A 24,586-nucleotide genomic window follows, 5' to 3' on the forward strand; every position below is an offset into this window, starting at 1 on the left:
GTTGGCGCTACGCACCAACCTCACTTTCTTGTACGCGATCGCATTAATTGAGTATCACAAGTTCATATCAGTCGATAACCCGCAACTTGGGTTACGTAGTAAAACCTGTCCCTCTCCTTATTAAGGAGAGGGATTAAAGATAGGACAGAGTGAGGTTTTAGAGGACTTTTGGGTAATCGGATAACTAGGTGGGGGTGGGGTGTAAGGGACTTTTGCAAGAGGTCTAATGTTTGCATTTTCAAGATTAGCACTTTGAAGATTAGCGTTTCTCAGATCAGCATACTTACGCACTAAAGTGCATAAAGGCTGCGCGGATCGCAATAAACCACACCGCAAGCGTGGCAAATAGGTAGAGGTAGAACCGAAGCATGATGAGATTGAATGTGCAATGGACAACGCTATGTAATGCGCGAAACACAACAAAGACCCATGCAGCATTCACATACATCGAATCCACCTGATTCGTGATAAAAAGATATAGTACAAGCGCATAGAAAAGTACCGGAATCTCGAACAGATTCTTTAGGTTATCTGATGGATTGGATACGTTTGGTGGCGAAAGTTGCGCTAGTGTGCCAGGTACAGCAAGGTCTTTCGGGCTGATGTTTCTACTTGTGATGAAACTGATACGACGGATGTACATATACACCCAGACAATAAGTGTTAGAAACACTGTCGCAAAGAAGGGGCTGAAGATTGCATCTTGCGTCATTTCCACCTCTCAAACTTGATCATTAGTGATGAATATTGCTCTACATAAGTCAGCGCCTGCTGCTCTAGCTGCCTCAAGATTAGCACTATATAATAATGCGATCGCTAGCTTTCCACTCAATGATACATCAAAATCAATGCGTGAATTACTTAAATAAACAAGTAAACAAGCGAATTTAGTAAGTCAAATGTCATTTTGCTTGCAGAAAACACTAAAATGAGTAATACCATGTCCGGGTAATTAGTTGTGATTCCCATAGTCATTGCACCCCACACGCCAGATGCTCTAAGGCTTGCTGAATATCTTCATCTTCTAATTCGGGAAACTCCTGGCGCAGTTCTTCTCAATTAGGGTAGGTAGCTAATAACTCAATCACTCGACGAACGGTAAGGCGAAGATTACGAATAGAGGGTTGTCCATTCATGCGATTAGGATTACTGGTGATCCGATCTAATTTCATGGAAGTAACCCTAACTGCTTGCGAAAATTATAATCGTATATTGCTTCATGCCATTGCTTATTTTAGTTTCTTACTTGCGCCCAATTTTATAAGCAAATTCCTGATTAAGATTATTTAGGTATTATAGCGGTTCTCGCATGGGTAAGGTAATATGCCTTTTTGCTGATTGAATATGAATTTAAGTTAAATATGCGATGCCTGGGTTGGGCGTAGTGATCGCCATCATTTTTATCTCTCAGGCTGCAACACAGGTGTTTGATGAACTCAGAAGATATAAAATCCTCAGACGTCTTATTAAGTATATGATGCTGTTATTTGTCAAGGTTAATTTTAATTTAAAGGTGAGCGAAGCTAGGCAAATTTCCGCCACAGTGTACTAGTAAAGTTATGGTAAAAGTGCTAAAGGTAAATGGTTGGTAGCTTGAGAAGTACACATGAAAACCACTGGTATTCATCATGTAGCTATTATTAGTTCTGACTACGATCGCTCTAAAAAATTTTATGTAGAAGTTTTAGGCTTTCCGATTATCCAAGAGACTTTTCGCGCCGAGAGAAATTCTTACAAATTAGATTTACGAGTTGGAGAAAATGCTCAAATAGAGTTATTTTCTTTCCCAAATCCTCCGCAACGATTTAGTAGTCCAGAGGCTTGTGGTTTAAGACATATTGCTTTTAAAGTTGATGATATTGAGGAAACTGTTTTTTACTTAAACTCACAAGGTGTAGAAACAGAGAATATCAGAATTGACGAAATTACAGGTAAGAAATTCACTTTCTTTAAAGACCCTGATAATTTGCCATTAGAGATTTATGAAAATTAGGTTTCAGTATAATTATCAGAAAATATAAACTATTTGATACTAAGGGATCATGAAAATGTTTTACGATAGAATTCATGAAATCAATATTTGCGATTATACTCAGGAACAAGTCAATGCTTGGGCACCGGAAACTATGGATTATGAAGTTTGGCACAAAAGATTACAAGCCAAGCTTTCCTACATCGCAGAAAATAATGGTGAGATAGTTGGATTTGGAGAATTAGAACCCGATGGTTACATTGCTTGTTTTTATTGCCATAGCAAATATCAAAGAAAGGGTATTGGCTCAAAACTCTTAAGTTATATAAAAGATACTGCACAATTACAAGGAATTAAACGGCTATATACAGAAGCGAGTATTACTGCAAAGCCATTTTTTGAAAACAAGGGATTTAGCGTGGTCAGGCAACAGCAAGTAGAACTACGGGGAGTTTGGTTTCAAAACTATATAATGGAAAAATACCTGTGAATTTTGATAATATCTGCAAATTCTTAGCTGAAAACTTCTCCAGCGACTTCGCAACTTGGTTATTAGGCGAACCCATTACTTTAACTGAATTAAGTCCAAAAGAATTATCTCTAGAACCCATTCGTGCTGATGCCCTAATTCTGCTACAGTCGGAGCAAAGTATATTACATTTGGAATTTCAAACACAAGTTGATGCTGAAATTCCTTTTCGGATGATTGACTATCGGTTGCGAGTATATCGCCGTTTTCCACACAAAGCAATGCATCAAGTCGTAATTTACCTCAAGCAGACAAATTCAGATTTGGTGCAACAAAATACATTTACAATTGCTGGGACACGCCATGAATTTTCAGTTATCAGACTTTGGGAACAAGCAACCGAATTATTTCTGAGAACACCTGGACTGTTACCCTTTGCGGTTTTGAGTAGTACAATTGATCGAGAAGCCGTGCTTAAGCAAGTTGCACGGGAAATTAATAGTATGACAGAATCCAAAAATCAAAGTAATATTGCTGCTTCTACAGCGATTTTAGCTGGTTTAGTATTGGACAAAGAGGTTATCAGACGAGTTTTGAGGTCAGATATTATGCGCGAGTCAGTGATTTATCAAGATATTTTAGAAGAAGGCAAAGCTGAAGGCAAAGCTGAAGCTTTACTTGAAGTGGCAAGCAATCTTTTTAATACTGGTATGCCATTAGAACAGATAGCAAGATTGACAGGGTTATCAATTGAGCAGTTACTGTATTTGCAGGTAACTGAGTCTGGTGAATCCAAATAAATAATCGGTGCAGTCAACCTGCACCGATCGCACAATTTATATTTAATTGCACCTGACATTTCCCTCACGCCAATGCTGAAGCTTGGGGTTTGGCAAAAATCATTCTTCCTGCTGTGGTTTGCAAAGCACTGGTGACTACTACTCGCAGTTCACCACCCACATAATTGCTGCCTTCTTCAACAACTACCATTGTGCCGTCATCTAGGTAGCCAATACCTTGACTGGGTTCTTTGCCTTCCTTGAGAATTTTTAAATCAAGGTTGTCACCAGGTAAATAACTGGGACGGACGGCATTCACTAAATCATTCACATTTAAAACAGGTACTTTCTGAACACTGGCAACTTTAGACAAGTTGTAGTCATTGGTTAGTAGTGTGCCGCTAATTTCTTGGGCGAAGCGCACTAACTTCGCATCCACTGTGGCAATATCTTCGTAATCTAGTGCATTGATCAAGATACGATCGGGGTAATCTTCTTTAATGCGGTTGAGAATTTCTAGTCCCCGCCTTCCCCGTACCCGCTTTTGGTCTTTGCTAGCATCGGCTACTTGTTGCAGTTCTTGCAAAACAAACTGTGGTACGATAATTTGCCCTTCCAGAAAGCCTGTTTCTAGTAGGGCTTCAATGCGACCATCGATAATGCAACTGGTGTCTAAAACTTTGGTATTGGCGGGTTTTAGCGTCCCTTCCGCTACCATCGATTCAACGGTGTTGGGATTAATGAACCGCAATAAGCCTCGCCCGTGGGTATCTGCCAAATTCATCCCAGTGACGGAGAGGATAATACTGCCAACAACTGCCACTAGTGGCTTAATAAATCCAAAATCTGCCGGTATAGGTAGCAAAAATAGTGGGGCTAGCATGAGGTTAGCTAGCAATAGCCCAATCACTAAGCCAATGGCACGAGTTAAGATCACTTCCAGAGGCATTTCTTTGATTTGTGATTCTAGGCGACGATATGTCGTCTGGAAACTCAGCCCGATCGCACCACCAATAATAGCGCCAAAGACGGCAACAACTAAGCGTAAAGCTTCAAGATTTGTTACCTGATCTAGTGCCCCATTGGGTAGTAGTTCAATGCTGTAGAACCCTATTCCCGACGCTGCGAGGATAAATGAGAAAATAATAATGGCGTCAAGCATGGTTGTCTTGTTTTCCTGCAACTGTGTTAACCGATAAAGTTAAGTATTTTTTATTTCATCGGTAAGATAAACTCATCAATATTGACTTAGACTAAGGGTTTAGGCTGACAATATCTGCAATTATTATAACGAAAGGCTTTATATCTTAATATTTTTCATTGTTTCGTTGTAAAACGACAAAAACTTGTAAATAAACTACTCATTTTCATTGTCTCTAATTCGGAGTTGGATTAACTTAAAACTTTTATCAAAATGAGTCAAAAATTTAGTATTTCTGAAATTGCGAGTTCTGCTTATGTGCATATTCCCTTTTGCAGACGGCGGTGCTTTTATTGTGATTTCCCGGTGTCTGTTGTCGGCGATCGCTTGCGGGGCGAAACATCTGGTACGATCTCCCAATATGTTGAGGTGCTATGTCAAGAAATTGCCATTACACCAGCCTTTGGTCAACCCCTGAAGACAATTTTCTTCGGTGGTGGTACTCCTTCGTTGCTATCAATAGAGCAGCTACAACGGATAGTAGGAGAGCTAGAGAAGCATTTTGGTATTGCTTCTAGGGCAGAAATTTCTATGGAAGTAGACCCAGGCACCTTTGATTTAGCCCACATAGCAGGCTATCGCAGTGCAGGCGTGAACCGGGTAAGTTTAGGTGTACAAGCCTTTCAATCAGAATTATTGCAAACGGCGGGGCGATCGCACTCAGTTGAAGATATCTTTGCAGCTGTGGAACTAATCCACCAAATCCAGATTCCCGAATTTAGTTTAGACTTAATTTCTGGGTTGCCGCATCAGTCTTTGGATCAATGGCAGGATTCTCTAACAAAAGCGGTGGCGCTTGTACCTACTCACATTTCCATTTACGATCTTACCATCGAGCCAGGTACAGCCTTTGGTCGTTACTACAAACCTGGTGATACTCCAATGCCTACGGATGAAGCCACAGTCAAAATGTACCAGATGGGGCAGCAAGTTTTAACTAGTGCTGGTTATGAGCATTATGAAATTTCCAATTATGCCCAACCTGGTCATCAGTGTCGGCATAATCGAGTTTATTGGGAAAACCGCCCTTATTATGGCTTTGGGATGGGTGCGGCGAGTTATGTTGAGGGAAAGCGGTTCACTCGTTTGCGTAAAACTAGGGAGTATTACCAGTGGGTACAAGCTGGCGGTGTGATTGATTGTGAAGTGACTCCCCCAAATGAAGTATTGTTAGAAACGTTAATGTTGGGGTTGCGTTTGGCGGAGGGTGTGAGTTTGGCGGCGTTGGCGGAAGCATTTGGGGAAGAAAAGGTAGAGGAAATTTGCAGATGTTTGCGATCCTATTTTGATAAAGGTTGGGTAGAAGTTGCAGAGGGAAGGTTGCATTTGATTGATCCCCAAGGGTTTTTGTTTTCTAATGTGATGTTGGCTGAATTGTTTGAAAAGTTGGGGTGATTAACTGCTTATGCAGAAAAATAAAGTTAGAAAAGCTGTGATTCCGGTAGCTGGTTTTGGCACTCGTTTGTTTCCGGCTACTAAAGTTGTGAAAAAAGAACTTTTCCCGATTATTGATCAAGATGGTAGGGCAAAACCTGTCATTCTCGCAATTATTGAAGAGGCAATCAGTGCTGGAATTGCAGAAGTGGCGATCGTGGTGCAACCAGATGATCAAGAAATATTTGAAGATTTATTGAAAAATCCACCCAAAAAAGAACTTTTAGATAAACTTTCACCGCAAAATCAAGAATATAGCCGATATCTCGAAGATTTAGGCAAGAGAATTACCATTTTATTGCAAGAGGAGCAATTAGGCTATGGTCATGCGGTATTTTGTGCCAAGGATTGGGTGCAAGATGAGCCGTTTTTGCTATTGTTGGGCGACCACATTTATACATCTGACACTAAAAAATCTTGTGCTAGTCAACTTTTAGATGTTTACGAACAAGTTAATCAAAGCGTTGTCGGCTTAACTACAATGTCAGCAGAGATTATTCATAAAGCTGGGTGTGTCACAGGAGTTTGGCAAGATTTAAACTCGATTTTGTCAGTTACACAACTCTATGAAAAACCTACCATTGAGTATGCAAAACAGCATTTGTGTGTAGAGGGAATGGCAGAAAATAAGTTTTTAGGTATATTTGGGTTGTATTTACTTACGCCGAAAATTTTTGACTTTCTGGCAGAACATATCAATACAAATTTCCGAGAAGGAGGTGAATTTCAGTTAACATCCTGTCTTGAGAGATTGCATCAGCAAGAGGGAATGACAGGATATGTTGTTAAAGGCAAGTGTTTTGATACAGGATTGCCAGATGCTTATCGTCAGACAATGATTGATTTTAGAAAAATATAAGTAAGTCGGCGAGAAAAATTCAATGTATATGAAGAAATATAAATTTCAACGTAGGGGCAATTCATGAATTGCCCCTACATTTGGTACTTGATGGGTAAGTCCTATTATTTAATGGGTTGTATTGCAAAGTGCAAGAAAACATTTCAGCTTGATGTTACCAGGATTAATTGATTTAAGATAGTACTTAAACTGATGAAATTAATCTCTTTCAAAAAATATTTGCTGTGTCCTGACTCAGCCTTAATTTCGTTTTTCTGGGGCTTATTATGCTGAGTTACTTAATTTGGTTGTACTCTGCTAAGGTCATGATCGCAGACTTAATGAGAGAGAATGTTACAAAATATGAGTTAAGCTAAAGTGCGTCAATGGGTCAGTAGTGAAGACAATGCTTTGGATTAGAGGATGAATCAGTATTTTGCAACGGTTGCTCGCGGATTAGAAACCCTCGCGGCTCAGGAGTTAGAGCAACTGGGCGCTTATTCCGTGGAGCCAGGGTTTTGTGGTGTAGCCTTTGAGGGCGATCGCACCCTACTTTATCGCGTCAATCTCTGGGCTAGGCTGCCGTTCCGAATCTTGGTGAATATCCATGACTTTCCATGCCTTGATGCTGAGGATCTCTATCGCGGTATCCAGACCATCGATTGGGTAAACTATTTAACGCCAGACATGACGCTGGCGGTGAATACCACAGGCAAAAACGATCGCCTCAATCACACCCACTTCACATCTCTCCAGATCAAAAATGCGATCGTTGACCAGCAGCAAGAAAATCTGGGCGAGCGTTCAAATGTAGAGCTTCATGAACCAGATGTGCGGATCAATGTTCATATTGAGCGCGATTTTTGTACCGTCAAACTTGACAGTTCTGGAAATAGTCTACACCGCCGAGGCTACCGCCCTGCGGTTGGAGCAGCCCCTCTAAAAGAATCTCTGGCTGCTGCCCTGATTCAGCTTTCGGGCTGGCAGCCAGACCAGATGTTCTACGATCCTCTTTGTGGGTCTGGCACCTTACCTCTGGAAGCTAGCTTGAAGGCACTTAATATAGCACCAGGGCTGTTTCGGGATTGCTTTGGATTTGAAAATTGGCTCGATTTTGACCTGTCCCTTTTAGAAAAGCTGCTCCAAGAAGCTAAGGACAGCCAACTGGATACCCTGAGCGCACCTATTTGGGGAAGCGATCGCGATGAAAATATAATCGAGCAAGCGATTAACAATGCTGAAAACTGCGGCGTTGATAACCATGTATGGTTTTCTCAAATGGAGCTTGCCGATGTTGTCGCCCCCGCAGACAGTGGGATTTTATTCTGCAATCCTCCCTATGGCGAACGGCTAGGACGAGATAGCGACTTGGGGGCATTTTATAAACTTTTGGGCGATGTATTAAAACAACGCTTCAAAGGTTGGACTGCATTTGTGCTGAGTGGTAACAAGGAACTGTCTCAATCAATTGGACTGAAATCATCCCAACGGATTGCGGTGTACAACGGAGCGCTGCCTTGTCAGTTAATGAAATATGAGCTGTATTAAGACAGAATCGGTCAGATTTTGCGATTTACATGAAGGCGATCGCACAACAGGGAATTTTTAGATATGGTTACAAAGGCTTTTGGCTAGTCATCGCTATCGCTTTCGGAATTGTTCATCAACTCGCGTAGACGGCGTATGTTTTCTGGCTTGACCGTTAAGAGCGTGAATTCACTCCACTGTTCTCTAGGTGAATAATTGTTTTTAGATAAAAAAGTTACCTTTATTTTAAAGTTTTATGATCACTGTCATTTTCTTGATTTTATTTCTTTAAGAGGGATTTTTACTATAATACAAGTTGCTTTTTCCGTAAATTCATATTCTTTAAGTTTAGCCAAATTATAGTACGTACCACCACCATAATATTTAGTGCATGATGGGAAGATTATTTTTGTTGAATAAGGTTCAATAGCTACTTTTTTGTTATCAGTATCATCTAACAATGGGTATTGATAATCTATTAATTCTCCCAGTTCTTTATGAGATTTTAAATAATTTTTTATTAGGCTTTCTAATTCTTTTTTGTCAGAATATGATTCATAATCAAACCAATGCTTGTCTATAATTTGACCTGTTTCTGTTTGCCAGATAGTCAATTTAGGGTTTTCATCTGATGTTTCATTATATCCATCATTAATCCCAGTACTATTATTACAGTATAAAACTATTTTTTCATTTTCATAAAAAATAAAATCTTTTAAATAAGCAGAACGTGATATGAAACTAAATACTAAGGTAGACGTATTAATATTCCACATTTGAGTTAAAACATTTGGATATCCCTCGCCACTCTATATCAACTTCAACTGTGACATAACTAGTTGTAGCAGAATAATCATAATCAGATATTGCTTCGCAGAGATAAGCATCATATTTCTTAACGTATATAGTTTTACTCTCACCTTCAATGTTTAAGATTACAAAACGGTCGTCACTGTTATCTAATTTTTCTATTGACCATATTGTTGAAACATTTTTAATGTCTACGTTTAATTTTTTCAGCACAGTTTTATCAGGTAATTGGTAAATTACTAAGTCAGCCATAAAAAACATCCTTCAAATTAGAACTGGTAATTTTTGTAATGGATTTCATTACTTTAAGTTTTCATTGATAAAAAAAACTCAGGAATTTTACGGTTTTGTTTCCCAGTGAAAGGATCTTGCAATAACCGTATATACCATGAAATCTTAACTATCATCTCAGGAGGACGTTGACGATACAGGCATCTGTTAAGAAAATGTCAGGAAAAGTGATTTTATGAATAACGCACTGAAAAAATTTGTTCAACAGTTAGATTTAAATCTGGAAATGTTGGCGACTCTATACGGTCGTCTCCTCTAAACTGTTTACCACGATATTCACCCTCATCACTTAAAGAGTAAATTGTGATTGTTGGCTGTTTGGGGTCGCCTATCAATTCCTTGCTACCCAAAGCAGCATAATCCACAATCCAATATTCTTGAATACCCATTTCTTCATAGTCAGCAAACTTTTTATGATAATCATCTCTCCAGTTAGTACTGACGACTTCAATCACTAATGGAATTGAATCTGGTTTACTAAGGATAGATTGTTTCTCCCATAATGGTTCATTACCCAAATTAGAAAAATTCATTAATAAAACATCAGGATAGTACCCAGACATTTTATTTTCTGGCTTCACTGTGGCGGTTTTAGGTATACCGTAATAAAGTTTAAGACGAAGACACTCATACCCTAACATCATTGTTAAAAATGCTACAATTTGCTCATGTTTGCCTGATGGTGGCGGCATTTGAATAATATCTCCATCGTGTAATTCATAACGAATGTTTTCCGGTTGTGTTTCTAAAAACTCTAAATATTCATCAAAGGTAAATAGTTTTTGTAGTGATTGAATCATTATTTCATCCTGAAATTTTCCGTACTAGCACCGAGTAAAATTTCATTTTAAAACCTTTTTAATATTACTAATTTTCAGAGGTTTATTAATGCCGTCTGTTAACTCGTTAAGTTCATTATTATAGCAAACTTGTATAAATTGTCTATCTTACGGAAAGTTTGGCGATGCTGTCGCCAATTGGGGTAAATGCCGGGAAATGGAATTTCTCCATCACGATCGCTGCTTGAGGCAACATAAGGGTTTTAAGGCGACTAATGGGGAATTGGGTTTAGAGTTGATTCTGCCATTAGAATTTTGAGAGAAGCTTGCAAACAGGCTGGGATTTTTGGCGTGTCAACTCATTTTTCTTTCACTTTCTCCCAATAATCCCCCCAAATAATGCCGAAACTCTCTTTTTTGAGCTTTATGAGTCAACACGTCATCAAACCGTTTACACCATTTTTCAAAACACGGGGGCATGGCTGCGGGGGTTGTCTCTTTCATGTTGGAGTTACTTGAACGTGAAAGCTATGATAGTAACGCATTGTACCGTATTTTTATTTTCTTTTTTGTTTAAGTCCCGTTAAGGCGATCGCTCTCAATTACTTCTGCTCAGTAAAAAATACATTGCCTCAAAATTTAGTGACATTGGGGATGTGCTGTATTGTCGGGGTTTGTGAGAGCCGCGACTTAAATCAGCTGTTGTGTAGCATTGGCTATCTCAATAGACTCATATGAGTCGGTGAGATTTTTAATCCTCTTTGATAAATTTAACTTGAGCTAAAAAAAACTTAAGCCCTTCTCTGATCATAGATTTTGACAGTTAAGATCACAAATGCTTTAAAAAAGTGCCAGTATAATCGTTGACTGACAATCTGCAATTTATTTATTCCTAAAAGGCTATTTATGTCAGACCTATTCACCTTTACCGTTACCAATAAAACCGAATTGGCAATTACAGAGTTGTGGGTATCTGTCGATGATGAAGAGTGGGCTTTATTTACTTTGGGTGAGTCAGGGATTCCATCAGGTGAAACAGCAACAATTGCTTGGGCTGAATATACGAATGGTTCACCCTGTGAATGGTACATCTCTGCTGTATTTGAAGATGAATCAGAAACTGAGTCAGCCTTATTTAACTTCTGTAAAGAACCAGCTTTAACAATCGGATAAATTCCCCACTGCGATCGCGTTTGACACACGATTGCATATAGTCATTTTCAATCACTTGAGGTACAGGTATGCAATATAGACCTAATCCCCTAACCCCCTCAACTTACAGCAGAATTCAAGTATTTGAACCACATCTGTCGTAAGGGCACAGCATTGCTCATTGGTGTCAACTTAAGCGCAAACCCCTTTAAAACTTCGTTTCCAGCCAGAGGCTGGAAATGCTGCTCTTGGCGGCTCTGCCGCCAGCAAGGGAGGCGGAGCCTCACATTAGACATTCCCAGTCTCCGACTGGGAACGAGACAATCTAAAAGCTGGTTCTAGGCAGGTTTTTACGCTAAGTTGACACCAATGAGCATTGCTGTGCCACTACTGTGTGGTCTATTTACTTGAAAATAGCTGTAAAATCAGATGCTGAGACTGCGATCCCAATTCCTCAAAATACTTAAAGCCACCGCCTCCGCTACCTTAATACCATCGATACCAGCTGAGAGAATTCCCCCTGCGTATCCCGCGCCTTCACCAGCTGGATAAAGTCCGACTGTATTCAAACTCTGATAATCCTCATTGCGTTTAATCCGAATCGGTGATGAAGTGCGGGTTTCCACCCCAGTCAACACAGCATCCTCCATCGCAAATCCTTTAATTTGTTTGTCAAAAGCGGGAAGTGCTTCACGGATGGCAGCGATCGCATAATCTGGTAAACTCTCGCTCAAATCACCCAAATGGACTCCAGGTGTATAAGACGGCTTTACAGTGCCTAACGCTGTAGAGGGACGATGGTTGAGAAAGTCTCCCACCAACTGCCCTGGAGCTTCATAAGTCCCACCGCCCAACTCAAAAGCCCGTTCTTCTAAGCGCCGTTGGAAGTCAATTCCCGCCAAGGCATTTCCCGGATAATCTTCGGGGGTGATGCCCACAACGATCGCACTATTGGCATTGCGCTCATTCCGAGAGTATTGGCTCATCCCATTGGTGACAAGTCGCCCCGGCTCTGATGCGGCTGCAACCACCAAGCCCCCCGGACACATACAAAAACTATAGACGGAGCGACCATTTTGGCAGTGGTGAACTAGTTTGTAATCGGCAGCACCTAAAAGCTTATGACCAGCCTGAGCGCCGAAACGACATTGGTCGATGAGAGACTGAGGATGTTCGACCCGAAAGCCGATGGAAAAAGGTTTAGCCTCGATGTAAACCCCTCGATTAAATAGCATTTGGAAAGTATCACGGGCGCTGTGACCCACTGCCAAAACCACATAATCGCTGGCAATATATTCCCCACTGGCGAGGGTGATTCCCCGCACCTGTCCATTTTCGATGTTAATATCTTCCACCCGACTTTCAAAGCGAATTTCACCGCCGAGGGATTCGATTTGAGCGCGGATACTTTGGACGATTCCCACCAGTTTGAAGGTGCCGATGTGTGGTTTGTTGATATAGAGAATTTCCGGTGAGGCTCCCGCATTGACCAATTCTGTCAACACCTTGCGTCCATAATGCTGAGGATCTTTAACCTGACTGTAGAGTTTGCCATCAGAGAATGTACCCGCACCACCTTCGCCAAACTGGGCATTAGATTCTGGGTTGAAGTCTGATTTTTTCTTCCAAAAGCCAAAGGTATCAACGGTGCGATCGCGAACTTTTTTGCCACGTTCTAAAATGATTGGACGGAAGCCCATTTGCGCGAGCATCAAACCCGCAAACAAGCCACAAGGACCTGTACCAATAATGATAGGGCGAATCGCCAAATTGCTGGGTGCTTGTGCTACTGGGCGATAACTCATGTCTGGCGTGGCAATTACATGAGGATCTTTTTTTAGGCGCTTGAGTAGATGAATCTCCTGAGTCGTTTCTACATCCAGAATATAAACAAGGTTTATCTCTCCTTTCTTACGGGCATCGTAGCTACGCTTGAAGATGGAATAGCTGATCAAATCTTCGTCCGTGATTTGCAGCTTTTTGAGGATGGCAGTCTTTATCTCATCTTCAGGATGATCAAGCGGGAGCTTTACTTCAGTTAGTCGTAACATAGCGAGGAGAAATTCATACTGTCTATCAAAATATTAACAACAGAGGCAGGAGGCAGGACGAATACTGCCTTCTGCCGAAACCTTACATGAACACTGACTTTTCACGTCATGGAAAAACCCACGAAAAACCTAACCCCCCTCCTGACGTAGTTACAATGAGTAATAATACGTAGCAAAAATTACCTCAGAGAAACAAGAAAAGTTTACTTGAAATCAATACCTGTTAAGGTGTAGTTCCAGTGTACTGAGCAACTTGGGCAAGTCCTTTTGAGAAACCTGACGTGTACCCGTCTCGACTGCATCAACCCAGGAAACGCTTTTCCCCATCGTTGTAGCGAAAAATGCTCTAGACCAGCCTTTTGCTTTTCTCGCTTCTCTGATGACATTACCTGATAGAGGCTGGATATTGTTTGCACTTAGCTGATTCGAGTCCACGGTCAAGCGTTCCTGTACTTCTGCTGGTAAATGAAAACGCCATGTAGAATTGAGTATTTGATTCCAGTAACCTATAGGTCTTTTAGCGCTTGTGCTGCTTGTTAACCAAGCTGGGCCTGTTTCCAGTTCTGCTTGCCATCCGGCTTCTTTGACAACTTTCAAGTCAGTTTCCAAATCATCAGCCATTTGCCGTCTAAGCTGTCTGTCTTGCTCTGCTGTTGACACTTTGTCTGCACCGTAGGCAATCTCCATCAGAGTCTTGCCCATTACACAATCCTGGAATTCCGGTTGGATTTGGAAGGTTAGCCAAACTAGCATTCTAGCCGCGCCAGCATTTTGTTTACCAATACTAAATAGTTTCTGTACGGTTTTCTTGGTAATAATTCCAGTGTGGTAGTCATATTTAGATTTATTGAGGAAGTATTTTGTCCATACTCCAGCTTGACCTATCACCTTTAAACCCACTAGCTTGTTATTGCCAGCTTTATCTGTTTCAAAATCTCGTATTATGCTGATGTCCCAAATCTTTAAATCAGCAACAGTAAAAGCTCCTACTTTTCCCTGTTTAGGAGATGCAATACAAGCTAGTACCTGGGCAGGTTGCCGTAACAAGTCGTACAAAATACTCAATTTTTCATGCTTGCATAAGTCCCTGCGTTTAACAAGCCCTGTGTATTCAAGTAGTTGCTTATGATCAATTACAAAATTGCCTGACCAAGGTTTATCTAGACTAGCTACTAAGGCACAGTAAATCAGGTGAATAGCACACGCCCTTGGATCAAATTGGTCTATAACAACTAAAGCTGCCTCTTCTGCCAGAGTTTCTGGTTGTGGAGTTTCGGGATTATCTGTTACATAGTAAAAGATTTTTCCTTTTCCAGTTTCAGCTTCTTTTTCGTAGCTAAAAGTATTATTTACTTGACTTTTCCATGACAGATTCATTTTTTGAGATAAGACTTCAGCAACTCCATACAAAACTAGCGACAAGGCAGCAACATTAGTCTTACTATCAGGAAATAAAGAGGCTTTTTTGAATTGCCGAGTTCTTGCTGAATACTGGTCATTTAATAGTAAGTTTTGCTCAGATTTATTAACTCTGTCTTGAAGAGGAATTTGCTTTGATAATTGAGTAGTTGGATCTTTTAGAGATTCTTCATCAAGAGCAACATTAGTTTCCTTTGACTTTCGATTACCGGAAATGGTAATTCCCATTACCTGGTGAAATAGATGCAGAAGTTTACTATATAATGTTTTTGCTAACTGTTTCATTTTTCTAAAAATCCGCTGCTCACGTAGGTAATTTACAATGATGAAATAAAGCTGAGTTTCTTCTACTTGACCTTGCTAGAATATAACTCTCAGCCGTTTTGAGTCTACATGAATTGCTCCTACGGAAAATCAAGGCTTTCACTGCCTTTTTGCGTAAGTCCTAACAGAATTGGTATTAGGAACATTATTAAGTTTAAATATGGAAAAAAGTTTCTATTAAAAAATAGAATGACGGTTAAACGCCATCTATTTATAATATGTACAAAAATTAATTTTTTGGAACAGTACCTTCACCCAAACCCCTTAAGTCTCGCCCTGTGGGACTGTTATTATATCCTTGAAAGTCCCGGTATTGTTGTGCCTCCTCCTGTGGAACACGAATGCCCTCTTGTGGGGCTGTTACCCAAATAGGGCGATGTTGAGCATCTCGATAGTAAACACGCCCATTCTTAGAAAGGTAGTATTTCCCCTGCGCTCCTGTTCCTTGGGCATTCTTTCGCTGATTGTAGAGGTAGTAAAGTCCAGCGGCTCCTGCCAAGATTGCCACTTTCTGCCCTGTACTCAATCCCCTCCTAGCTTGGGGTTGATTTACAGGGGCGCGATTATTTAAATTTCTACCAACACTATCGTCAATTGGAGGTGGCGCAGCATGTTGGGAACCTCCGCCGCAGCTATTAAGCAGCGGGACTGTTAACAATGTTGAAAGAAATACTGTTGTTGTCAGCGAAGCTAATCTATTTGTCTTGATCATACATTTTCTTTTCCTGCTAATTTAGCTGACCTGGTATAAGAGTCTACAGTTCTATACAATGGTCAAGTAAAAAGCCAAGTTTTACTTGACCGAAAGTTCAAATACACTGTATTCGCCACTATACTTTAGTTAGCTTAAAGTCTGTGATTCTTCTCTGCCTAGAATTTGTTTTTTAAGCAAGCGAGTTTCTGCTGTTAATTCTTGCCGAGTGGAATCTTTGAGCAAATAGCGGGAAGTAAACCAAATTGTGTAACCAAGTCCAATTAATTGGAGAAATGGAGAAACTAGTGGAATATCATTTATTGCGTTGAGTACCGCTAGAAAAATTCTTAGTGCCGTAACCGTTATCACAAGCAAAGCAAAGCTGATAATCGGTAGTTTGTATTCTTGGTAGAATCTACCTATGTACTCAGGTAGTTTTGCCAAAAATATAGAAATCTGTCTACCAATTTTTTGCCATTGTTCTTCATTTTCCGAGGCGGGTGGTAACATTGCCAGGTTTCCAGACTCTGAACCTTTAAGTGCTTCTATCTGGTTTTGGGAGGCAGCATCGACATACTGCTGTTCCTGTAATTCTGTATCCATAATTATCTCCTGATTTTCTGCAATGAGAGCGGTTTTAAAGTTTACACTTAGCCACAATTTATCAACTTATGCAGCGCTTGTTCTGCATCCCGATGATGAGTAAATACGCCTATATCACGCTGATGTACACTTAAGTCCATTATTTATCCTTATTGCTCCTTAGCAGCACAGGTAAATATTTGTTTGCGAATTTATTAGGACTTTAATAATATTTAGGCATTTTTAGATTTACTTATCATCAATCTTTTGGAATAAATTCTGTCTTCAACAAGAGTGATAGAGCAAGCATTACAACTTAAGGCAATAAATCTTTAAGAATGTGAGGATATTTGATTTAAGTGTAAGGTATTAATAAACATATTAAACTAGCTAGGTTTGATGGTATGTAGCGACTTAGCTAAATTTAGACTTAAAATTTACTGCTAGAAACTAGTCACACAAATGCTAGAAACTAGTCACAAAAGTTATAAAAATTTAGTTATAATCAATCTAATCGTGAGTAATACATTAATACTAAAAACCTGATTTTGTCTTATACTTTTTGGTTATGAAACTATATTTAGTTACTCCTATTGATGAAATATCAAGATGATTGAAGTCAATCCTCGGAGAGAAGATTTATATAAACTAAATTGTGTAATTTATAAAAAAGACACAACAAAATTTTAAGGAATCAAATAATGCCACTCCAGAAAATAAGTGAATTTGATACAGATTACCATAATACTATTGAAGGCAATGACATCAAAGGAATGGGTGTGTATGTTCAAGGAACTGATGAGAAGATTGGCACAGTAAATGATGCTGTAATAGACGATCAAGGAGCATTCCGCTATTTAATTGTTGACATCGGCTTTTGGATTTTTGGCAAAAAAGTCTTACTACCAGTAGGAAAATCGCGTATTGACTCTACAGCAAACCGTGTATATGTCGTTGGTATAACAAGAGAGCAAGCGGAAAATTTACCTGAATATCAAGAGCATACAACACTTGACTACGACTATGAAGAACAGGTGCGTAGAGGATATCGTACACCATCTGTAGAAAGTTCAGCTGCGCTAGCATCGACAGTTGGTCGTACTACTCCAAGTCCTGACAACTACACCTACGCAGATGAAGCGGATCTGTATGATGTCAGCGCTCACAAAGACCAAACTTTCAAACTTTACCAAGAAAGGCTAGTTGCTAATAAACAGCGCCGAAAAAGCGGAGAAGTTGCGATTAGTAAGCATGTTGAAACCGAAACTGCAAGAGTTGCTGTTCCGGTGGAAAAAGAGCGAGTCGTGATTGAGCGAGTGACTTCTCAAGACACAGGCAAAGTTGTGTCTGCTGAAGCAACTGACTTTGGCGAGGGCGAGGTAGCGCATATAGACCTCTATGAAGAAGTTGCAGACATCCATAAGGAAGCTTTTTTGCGAGAAGAAGTCAGAGTGCAGAAAGTTGTAGACAAAGAAACCGTTGAAGCTGAAGAAACCATTCGACGCGAAGAATTAGATGTTAACACTGATGGAACTCGAATAGAGAATAAAACTGACCGGGGTTAACCTACTTAAACTACAAAGGTCATTGCATTTGAGTTAGTAAAAGTGGGTTTTCTACCTACTTATACTCAAAATTACTTTCAGAAGATTGATATTGCAAAAGAGTCATTAGTTTAGATGAGGTGCTTAAATTGAAAATAATTCAAAAGTTTCGTCGGGTTTTAACAGCTTTAGTCTTGGTATTAGTACTAACAACGACTGCCGCTTGTAGTGGTACTGTTCAAGCTAAACAACCAACTCAATTAACGCCTGGAATCAGTCACAGCGCTGACTATGACTTGTTGTCACGCGGTAACAGTGTACAGGGTAAAGATTTTGGTAACTGGGTTGTCGCTACAGCCAAGGGAATTGTCCAGGATGCTTATGTACGTGACAACAATAAGTTAGGTGTCGTGATTGCACCTCAAGTTCGTCCGACCGAAGTGCGACCATTAGCAAAATCCTTACTCCAAGGTTTTCACCAAAATTTCCCGAATCAAGACTTAAAAGTTTTGATGTATGCACCAGACAAAAAACTGATTTTGACGGCTCAGTATGATGTGCAATCTCAGCAAGTTGAGTATAAATAACGACTCTAACTTTTGGGAAAACCTGAATTAATTCAGCTGATTGTAAGTAGAAAAGGAGACATTTAAAATGAGTAGCAGTGACAAGTATAAACGCGAAATTCTCAACGAGTTGGCTCACGGTAATACAGAGTCTTTAGATGATGTTTCATCTGACCCAACCAAGGAATACCAAAATTTTGATGATTTTGCTCAACGCTCATCGCATGAAGAACGCCGTCAATTATTTGGTCGGTCTTTCAACCATAACAGCATTCCTCCCAGCCAGATGGAGCCAGAATTGCAGAAGGCGATCGCTCAGATTAAGCCTAACGAACGGGATGATGTTGCACGGGCATTTTTCAAGCACTTAAAGCAAAGAGGTCTAGACGATCGCCATCTGGAGCGAGATTTGGGACTTTCTACCCACAACCCTAGCCGCATAAGTGCAGATGACCTCAGCAAGCTGGCATCTTTCACATATCATAGCCATCCTGACATCTTCCAAGAAGTGATGGCTGAACAACCAGCGATTCTTAAGTTTCTCAGTAATCCAGTGGTAGGAGCAGCTTTAGGAACGATCGCCTCTAAATGGTTTGGTCATCATAAGTAAGCATTTCCAAACTTGATACACATAGCCTTTGTCTGGCCGCAGCCTTGATTTACCGTAGGGGCAATTCATGAATTGCCCCTACATATTAGATAAAATGTGAGTCACTATTTTTATATTCTAACCTCCTGCCTCCTTCACACAAGGCTAACAGCCGCCTCTAACATTTGTATTGTCCCAAGTTCAGCATTTATTTCCACTTCCACACCGATTGGCAAAGTAAATTTATCTTTAATATGACCAATCATTGAACCATACCAAGCAGGAATACCTAAAGGAAGTATATGGTCTTGCAATACTTGCATTAATGTAAATGACGGTTCATCCCCAAGGCTACATTTAGTGCATTGCCCAAAGATAAAGCCAGCAATTTGATTAAGTATCCCAGCAGTTTTTAACTGCGTCAGCATCCTATCTATACGGTAAACATCCTCGCCAATTTCTTCCACAAATAGAATGCTTTTGTTCCAGGAAGGTAGGTAAGGTGAACCTACCATTGCTGATAGCACTGATAAGTTTCCACCCACAAGTTTACCCCTCGCCTTTCCCGGTGCGATTATCTCCACTCGCACTTCGCTAGGGTTGAGATTTTGCATCGTCACCGCTTCACCATTAAATAGGATGCGCTTGAAGTAATCGACTGTAAACTGATTCCAGGTAGACGTGGCAACTGGCCCATGAAAAGTAATCAACCGACTACGGGCATTAATTGCTAACAACAACGTAGTAATATCGCTGTAGCCCATGAGAATTTTCGGATTGGAGCGGATCAGCGAGTAGTTAAGTAGAGGTAAAATGCGATTACAACCCCAACCACCACGCATGGCAATAATTGCTTTTATGGTGCGATCGCTAAACATCAAGTTTAGATCATCAGCGCGATCGGTATCTTTACCCGCTAAATAGCCGTAACGATCTAAAATATGCTTCTCCAGCTTGACTTTTAAACCTAACTGTGAAATTGATTTCTGCGCTGCTTCGATGTCTTTGGCGTCAACGATACCCGCAGGAGAAATCAATCCTACAGTATCGCACACTTGCAGGCGGGGCGGCTTGCGGATGGTGTTTGGGGATAGCTTACCTTGGGCGCTAAGTGATGGTATCTGGGTAACTAAGGTAGCTAATCCAGAGATTGCGAGAAATTGCCGACGCTTGATAGTCATAACCATTGAGTTGGGGACTAGAGACTGTTTTCCTAATACCCAGTTTTGTATAGAGTAGTTATAGCAAGCGTAAATCATTCGTCAACAACAAGATTCCCGACGCTCTAAGGGGGAAAATTCAAAGTTTTTCTCCTTTTAGGCTACGGTATACAGACAAGTCATCGAATTACCCAAAACAAAAGATAAAATCTCACCCTGTCTTATCTTTAATCCCTCTCCTTAGTAAGGAGAGGGACAGGTTTTACTAGGTAAAACCAGGGTGAGGTATCTCAGGGGCTATGAGACTTAACCGTAAATTGCCTCATCAAAGACTTGTGTGTACACCGTAGCCTTTTAGGAGAGAGAAATAGAAATGAGGTTTTCCAGATACCGTGAAAAGTCAGGTTTAACTGACATTAATACTAAACCTCTGCTACTTCATCAACTAACCCATCTGAAATCACAAATCCATTAGTAGCAAATTTACCATCAGCGTCTAATAAACCAGGGATAGCATAGATAAAATCTGCATTACCAATTACAGGCAAAAAATGGTCATATAATTGCATCGCCTGTAAACAACTATTGATACTAGAAGCTGCTGAATTATATGCTTCCATATTTTCTTCAACAACACTCAATAATCGCCGATTATTCGCAATTTTTTCTTCAGCTTCTTGTTCCAATGTTTTCTCTAAATAAGCACGCGCCTGTGGGTATAGCTGCAAAATTTCATCTGCTTGCTGATCTGCCATTGGTAACAACTGAGTTTTCAGGGTTTGGTTGATGGTTTGACGGAAAGATTTACGAATAGTTTGAGAAACTTTTGGCTCAAAATCTAACTTCAATAACTGCCTAATTGCTGGCTCTGCTTCCACGATACTTTCAGCGTCGTAACCTTGAGAAGTTTGTAACAAAGTCTGGCGAAATTGATATATAGAAAAAGTGCCTTCATCATAAAATCTCGGACTTTCTCGCACAAAGCGATCGCACTCTACACTAGCTGCACTCACCAATGCTTGAGTAACTGCTTTTTCTAAAATTCTGATCTGTTGTTCAATTCCACCATCATGATCTAATAAACGATACAACTGGCGATAATATTCTGACTTGCGAATTCTTTCAATCAATCGCTGGAAATAATTCGCAACTACTTGTTGAGAAGATACAATCAAAATATCTTCTAATTGATTTGCTAAGTAATAAAATGCCTCTACTAAAATAGCAATTAAAGGCGCGGTAGCGTTGCGGGGATGGCTGATAGTTGCACGTCGATAAGCATCAGCTACAGAAAAACTATCTAGTAACTCATCTAGACGGCGAATCATTCGTGATTGCAATTGCTTAAAATCTGATTCAAAAGCATCACAGGAATTATTAATTATTTGGTTAACTTCTTCTGTAATATGCTCACTAAATTCTCTACCAATTTGCTGGAGTTGCTGATTTAGGCGTTGCAACTCTTGCGCCTTCATAGTCTCAATTTCTTGGGGCTGACTATCTAAATTACGTTGTACACTCTGATAATGTTTCTTCAGTTTAATACAAACATCTTCCAAGTCATCAGCAAGATTTTTAAACAATTGTGGACGCTTTTCTTCAGCAAGATAGCGAGTAATAGCTGTGCGAAATTCCTCAGTTCCACTATCTTGAATTAGCTTTTCTATAAGTTCATTTCCCCAATCTCCCATAATCCGCACATAATTTTCATTTGGGGTTTCAAAGGCGTTAACAGAGACACGGAATTTAGTGGAAGACAGCTTTCCTGAATTTACACAGTAGTTGTTAAACGCATAGACAAATTGTGGTGTTTCTTCTTTACCATCTAAACCTTTAAGATTCTCTGCAAAAACAGAATCTAAACCAAATCTATCTCGTTGAGTTGTCTGTTTAATCTGACTACCGTAAAAGCCTAATAATCCACTCGTTTTATAAACCTTGTTTGGATTGCGAAATTGCCCACTAATTAAATCATCTAATCGTTGTCGTAGTTCGGTATTATACCAAGTTTCATCGATCCGATTGAAGATATAGAAGACGCGATCGCGTACTCCCCCATTCTCCCGCATTAATTCCAAAAGTTCTGTTTCTTCTTTTGTCATGTCACCCGCCGAAGCAGGTTTTAGCACACATACCACCGCCGAAGTATCAGAATGTTGAATTTTGGCATAAGTTAGCTGTGCATCTTTTTCTACTGGTGCATCTATACCCGGCGTGTCAATAATTACATTTCCATCTTGTAGCAGAGGATGATTACAGTAATATTCTATCCGCTTCAATACTGCACTATTACTACCACGATGGGCATATCCAGCAGCTTCCTTGAGGTTAAAAAAGTTAAATTGCTCCATCGAATATGTAGCATTATTAACCGTGTTGATGCGATCGCAGTTTGCTATATATCCCTCTAGCAAAAAGATTAACGCCTTCGCCTGTTTTGCACGTTCTGATTTACTCTCACCACCCTCTTGCTGAATAATAACTTCAGAACCTTGACGTAGCAAGTTAATTACATCAGCTTGGTTGATATTAGGTACTGTCTTAAATCCTAGCTGCTGACACAAATAAACTGCTTGTTCCCGAATCTCTGCTTCACTTAAAAATGTCAAAACAACACGTTCTTTATCTACTTCTGCATACTCAATTTTGCATTCTGTACCTGTAGCGTGTCCTTCTGCACTGTACAGTAATTCTCTCTCCAATAGTGCATTGATTAGCATTGATTTGCCGGCACTAAACGCACCCGCAAACACAATCTCAAACTTGGGAGAAATTGCCTTACTTAAAGAAGTTTGTATAGATGTAATATCTTGGGAACGTAGCGCTGGTTCTTGCTGTAAAAGTTGTAATATCGACTCAACCTGTTCTTTCAAATTTTGGCACTGAAGCGGTAAATCTGACATATTTAGCATCCTGACAACATTTATCTATAGCAATCCGATTTCATGTTTGAAAAATCTAAGTATATGTAGGGTGCGTTACGGCGGAGTCCTAACGCACCAAAGCCTTCGGACAGTGCCGTACTCTCGTCTAACACACCCTACGCGTATTTCAAAAATCAAATATGAGTCCTATATATATTATGAAAATTTCTTGTCTGGCTGGCTCAGTATAATAGCTGAGATATTTGATGCACTTTTACTACGGGATATCACTTAATGCACAAATATCATATCCGCTGAATTGCCCATACCTCACCGCGCCTATCGCTAAAGCTACAGACTCCCCTCTCCTTTTAGGCTACAATCTACACACAAGTAGAAGTAAACTATGGATGTTGCCGCAGATCCACCTATTGCTAGAACCGCAAGAGAAGCAGCTATAAGTAATTATTATCTATTCTCTGTCTGCTGATTCAAGGATTGGGTATTAAATAGTATTATAGACTACAAAACTTTAGCGTAGGCATCGGTCTTCTCTTAAAAACTTTTTGTTTTACTGATTTTGTTTACCTTGTTTTTTCCCGTTCTTACGGTTATGTGTCGAGCCACATTTAGGACACTGCATAAGAATTGACCTTAATTCATATTGCTATTATGCAATGCCGCATTTTATGCTACGTGCCTTAGATATGCGGGGTGTATAAAATATCTATCTCTAGACATAATTTTTTAAAAATGTCTTGTTAGCCAGTACACTTCGCATGGTGGATTGACTTCAATATCTTTACAAATGTTATGATTCATATTATTCTGATGTTATGATTTGTATTGTATTTTTAAGTTACCGACTAGTAAAATTTTTGCTGGTTTAAGCTAAAACAGCTTAATTTAGGAGTATAAAGGCAATTCAAGCAAATTTAGAAAGTTTTAACACACAACAGTTCCTTAATAAACTTAAAGTTTTGTTACCAGTAACTCAGATATATTTAAAATCTGAATTTTCAGAAGTTACCGAGGTATGTGTGTTGAATACTGAGCAGTGAGTTGACTGAATCAGGAGTTCTACTGTCATTCTGAATAAAATGTACTGAGTCATGTTTGTTTTTAGCCATTTTAGAGTTTGAGACTAATGCAAAAAAACAGCCAAGTAACGATTAATCAGGGTTCTAATCTCAAATTCAAGCTTGCAGATCAACAATACGATCAGTTTTATAGGCTAGAATTTTTTCGGAATCGTACAGTTGGAAAGCCACTAAAGTTAAACGTAGTGGAATGAATCTGAATTAAGATGAATTCCCCAAATTTAAAGTCAATAATCCACGCAATAAACAGGCAAGTATTATGCTAATGTCTTGCTAATGGGGCTATTTGACTCGTTTGAGGTTACGCCCAATTAAAGGTTAACCCACCTACAGAATTTACTCAAATGAATGGTGTTGTTTAATAACATTGCCAGTCAGCAATAAGCATTAGCTTTTTATTGAGAGCTAATTTTCTTCTGTCTTTAATTTGAAAGGATAAAG

General features: G+C 39.8%; 24 protein-coding genes and 1 pseudogene. 11 read left to right on the forward strand and 14 right to left on the reverse strand.

The window, feature by feature from the left end; all coding sequences use genetic code 11:
* Positions 1–120: 120 nt before the first annotated feature.
* Both V7K36_RS34250 and V7K36_RS22190 read right to left on the reverse strand, forming a co-directional pair.
* Entirely contained in the window at positions 121–291 is a 171-nt protein-coding gene (locus tag V7K36_RS34250) for a pentapeptide repeat-containing protein (RefSeq protein WP_442948502.1), read from the reverse strand.
* Positions 284–712, reverse strand: coding sequence for an MAPEG family protein (locus tag V7K36_RS22190; RefSeq protein ID WP_335119342.1), 429 nt, complete (start codon positions 710–712; stop codon positions 284–286). The genes V7K36_RS34250 and V7K36_RS22190 overlap by 8 nt, the downstream gene beginning before the upstream one ends.
* 28 nt (positions 713–740) lie before the next feature.
* Between V7K36_RS22190 and V7K36_RS22195 the strand changes: the two genes are divergently transcribed.
* The gene (locus tag V7K36_RS22195; protein WP_335119344.1) at positions 741–869 is read left to right on the forward strand and encodes a hypothetical protein; all 129 of its coding nucleotides are present in this window, start codon (positions 741–743) and stop codon (positions 867–869) included.
* 186 nt (positions 870–1,055) lie between these two features.
* On the opposite strand, the gene V7K36_RS22200 is transcribed toward V7K36_RS22195, so the two are convergent.
* On the reverse strand, positions 1,056–1,172 hold the full coding sequence (locus V7K36_RS22200; RefSeq protein WP_442948503.1) for a DUF433 domain-containing protein: 117 nt from the start codon (positions 1,170–1,172) through the stop codon (positions 1,056–1,058).
* A gap of 434 nt (positions 1,173–1,606) precedes the next feature.
* Between V7K36_RS22200 and gloA2 the strand changes: the two genes are divergently transcribed.
* Genes gloA2 through V7K36_RS22215 form a run of 3 tightly spaced genes read left to right on the forward strand, consistent with a single transcriptional unit; the run spans position 1,607 to position 3,241 of the window.
* Positions 1,607–1,993, forward strand: coding sequence for an SMU1112c/YaeR family gloxylase I-like metalloprotein (gene gloA2, locus V7K36_RS22205; protein WP_335119346.1), 387 nt, complete (start codon positions 1,607–1,609; stop codon positions 1,991–1,993).
* A gap of 55 nt (positions 1,994–2,048) precedes the next feature.
* Positions 2,049–2,462 carry a GNAT family N-acetyltransferase gene (locus tag V7K36_RS22210; RefSeq protein WP_335119348.1) on the forward strand — a complete coding sequence of 138 codons (414 nt, stop codon included), beginning with the start codon at positions 2,049–2,051 and terminating at the stop codon, positions 2,460–2,462.
* Positions 2,459–3,241 carry an Rpn family recombination-promoting nuclease/putative transposase gene (locus tag V7K36_RS22215; RefSeq protein ID WP_335119350.1) on the forward strand — a complete coding sequence of 261 codons (783 nt, stop codon included), beginning with the start codon at positions 2,459–2,461 and terminating at the stop codon, positions 3,239–3,241. Before V7K36_RS22210 ends, V7K36_RS22215 begins: the two co-directional genes overlap by 4 nt.
* Before the next feature lie 64 nt (positions 3,242–3,305).
* Here the strand turns inward: V7K36_RS22215 and V7K36_RS22220 are convergent, their stop codons facing one another.
* Complete coding sequence (locus tag V7K36_RS22220) at positions 3,306–4,382, reverse strand: PIN/TRAM domain-containing protein (RefSeq protein ID WP_334823464.1); 1,077 nt, start codon at positions 4,380–4,382, stop codon at positions 3,306–3,308.
* A 252-nt stretch (positions 4,383–4,634) separates the two neighbouring features.
* Between V7K36_RS22220 and hemW the strand changes: the two genes are divergently transcribed.
* The 3 genes from hemW to V7K36_RS22235 all read left to right on the forward strand — a co-directional run bounded on the left by hemW (position 4,635) and on the right by V7K36_RS22235 (position 8,241).
* Complete coding sequence (hemW, locus tag V7K36_RS22225) at positions 4,635–5,816, forward strand: radical SAM family heme chaperone HemW (RefSeq protein ID WP_335119352.1); 1,182 nt, start codon at positions 4,635–4,637, stop codon at positions 5,814–5,816.
* Between the two features lie 10 nt (positions 5,817–5,826).
* A complete protein-coding gene (locus tag V7K36_RS22230; RefSeq protein WP_335119354.1) occupies positions 5,827–6,714 on the forward strand; it encodes a UTP--glucose-1-phosphate uridylyltransferase in 888 nt (295 codons plus the stop codon).
* Positions 6,715–7,116: 402 nt separating this feature from the next.
* Positions 7,117–8,241 (forward strand): THUMP domain-containing class I SAM-dependent RNA methyltransferase, encoded by a 1,125-nt coding sequence (locus V7K36_RS22235; protein WP_335119356.1) that lies wholly within the window; start codon positions 7,117–7,119, stop codon positions 8,239–8,241.
* A 245-nt stretch (positions 8,242–8,486) separates the two neighbouring features.
* Here the strand turns inward: V7K36_RS22235 and V7K36_RS22240 are convergent, their stop codons facing one another.
* The 4 genes and pseudogenes from V7K36_RS22240 to V7K36_RS22255 all read right to left on the reverse strand — a co-directional run.
* Positions 8,487–8,996 carry a hypothetical protein gene (locus V7K36_RS22240; RefSeq protein ID WP_335119358.1) on the reverse strand — a complete coding sequence of 170 codons (510 nt, stop codon included), beginning with the start codon at positions 8,994–8,996 and terminating at the stop codon, positions 8,487–8,489.
* The gene (locus V7K36_RS22245) at positions 8,983–9,282 is read right to left on the reverse strand and encodes a hypothetical protein (RefSeq protein ID WP_335119360.1); all 300 of its coding nucleotides are present in this window, start codon (positions 9,280–9,282) and stop codon (positions 8,983–8,985) included. Before V7K36_RS22245 ends, V7K36_RS22240 begins: the two co-directional genes overlap by 14 nt.
* A 212-nt stretch (positions 9,283–9,494) precedes the next feature.
* Entirely contained in the window at positions 9,495–10,121 is a 627-nt protein-coding gene (locus V7K36_RS22250) for a Uma2 family endonuclease (protein WP_335119362.1), read from the reverse strand.
* 342 nt (positions 10,122–10,463) lie between these two features.
* A pseudogene (locus V7K36_RS22255) lies at positions 10,464–10,604 on the reverse strand (IS701 family transposase); the annotation flags it as partial.
* 402 nt (positions 10,605–11,006) lie between these two features.
* Here V7K36_RS22255 and V7K36_RS22260 point away from each other — a divergent pair.
* Positions 11,007–11,273 (forward strand): hypothetical protein, encoded by a 267-nt coding sequence (locus V7K36_RS22260; RefSeq protein ID WP_335119364.1) that lies wholly within the window; start codon positions 11,007–11,009, stop codon positions 11,271–11,273.
* Between the two features lie 404 nt (positions 11,274–11,677).
* Here V7K36_RS22260 and V7K36_RS22265 read toward each other — a convergent pair whose 3' ends face one another.
* The 4 genes from V7K36_RS22265 to V7K36_RS22280 all read right to left on the reverse strand — a co-directional run bounded on the left by V7K36_RS22265 (position 11,678) and on the right by V7K36_RS22280 (position 16,343).
* On the reverse strand, positions 11,678–13,303 hold the full coding sequence (locus V7K36_RS22265; protein WP_335119366.1) for an NAD(P)/FAD-dependent oxidoreductase: 1,626 nt from the start codon (positions 13,301–13,303) through the stop codon (positions 11,678–11,680).
* A 213-nt stretch (positions 13,304–13,516) separates the two neighbouring features.
* Positions 13,517–15,007, reverse strand: coding sequence for a helix-turn-helix domain-containing protein (locus tag V7K36_RS22270; RefSeq protein WP_335119368.1), 1,491 nt, complete (start codon positions 15,005–15,007; stop codon positions 13,517–13,519).
* 268 nt (positions 15,008–15,275) lie between these two features.
* Positions 15,276–15,758, reverse strand: coding sequence for a hypothetical protein (locus tag V7K36_RS22275; RefSeq protein ID WP_334823319.1), 483 nt, complete (start codon positions 15,756–15,758; stop codon positions 15,276–15,278).
* Positions 15,759–15,887: 129 nt separating this feature from the next.
* Positions 15,888–16,343 (reverse strand): CAAD domain-containing protein, encoded by a 456-nt coding sequence (locus V7K36_RS22280; protein ID WP_335119370.1) that lies wholly within the window; start codon positions 16,341–16,343, stop codon positions 15,888–15,890.
* A gap of 680 nt (positions 16,344–17,023) precedes the next feature.
* On the opposite strand from V7K36_RS22280, the gene V7K36_RS22285 reads away from it, so the two are divergent.
* The 3 genes from V7K36_RS22285 (at position 17,024) to V7K36_RS22295 (ending at position 19,042) form a co-directional block, all read left to right on the forward strand.
* Positions 17,024–17,887: a DUF2382 domain-containing protein gene (locus tag V7K36_RS22285; RefSeq protein ID WP_335119372.1), complete on the forward strand. Its 864-nt coding sequence runs from the start codon at positions 17,024–17,026 to the stop codon at positions 17,885–17,887.
* A gap of 128 nt (positions 17,888–18,015) precedes the next feature.
* Positions 18,016–18,453, forward strand: a complete 438-nt coding sequence (locus V7K36_RS22290) for a hypothetical protein (protein WP_335119374.1) — start codon at positions 18,016–18,018, stop codon at positions 18,451–18,453.
* A 67-nt stretch (positions 18,454–18,520) separates the two neighbouring features.
* The gene (locus V7K36_RS22295; protein ID WP_335119376.1) at positions 18,521–19,042 is read left to right on the forward strand and encodes a hypothetical protein; all 522 of its coding nucleotides are present in this window, start codon (positions 18,521–18,523) and stop codon (positions 19,040–19,042) included.
* Positions 19,043–19,176: 134 nt separating this feature from the next.
* Here the strand turns inward: V7K36_RS22295 and V7K36_RS22300 are convergent, their stop codons facing one another.
* Entirely contained in the window at positions 19,177–20,202 is a 1,026-nt protein-coding gene (locus V7K36_RS22300; protein ID WP_335119378.1) for a S66 peptidase family protein, read from the reverse strand.
* 401 nt (positions 20,203–20,603) lie between these two features.
* Entirely contained in the window at positions 20,604–23,084 is a 2,481-nt protein-coding gene (locus V7K36_RS22305) for a dynamin-like GTPase family protein (RefSeq protein WP_335119379.1), read from the reverse strand.
* Positions 23,085–24,586 lie beyond the last annotated feature (1,502 nt).

The organism is Nostoc sp., from assembly GCF_036919555.1.
Taxonomy (GTDB): Bacteria; Cyanobacteriota; Cyanobacteriia; order Cyanobacteriales; family Nostocaceae; genus Nostoc.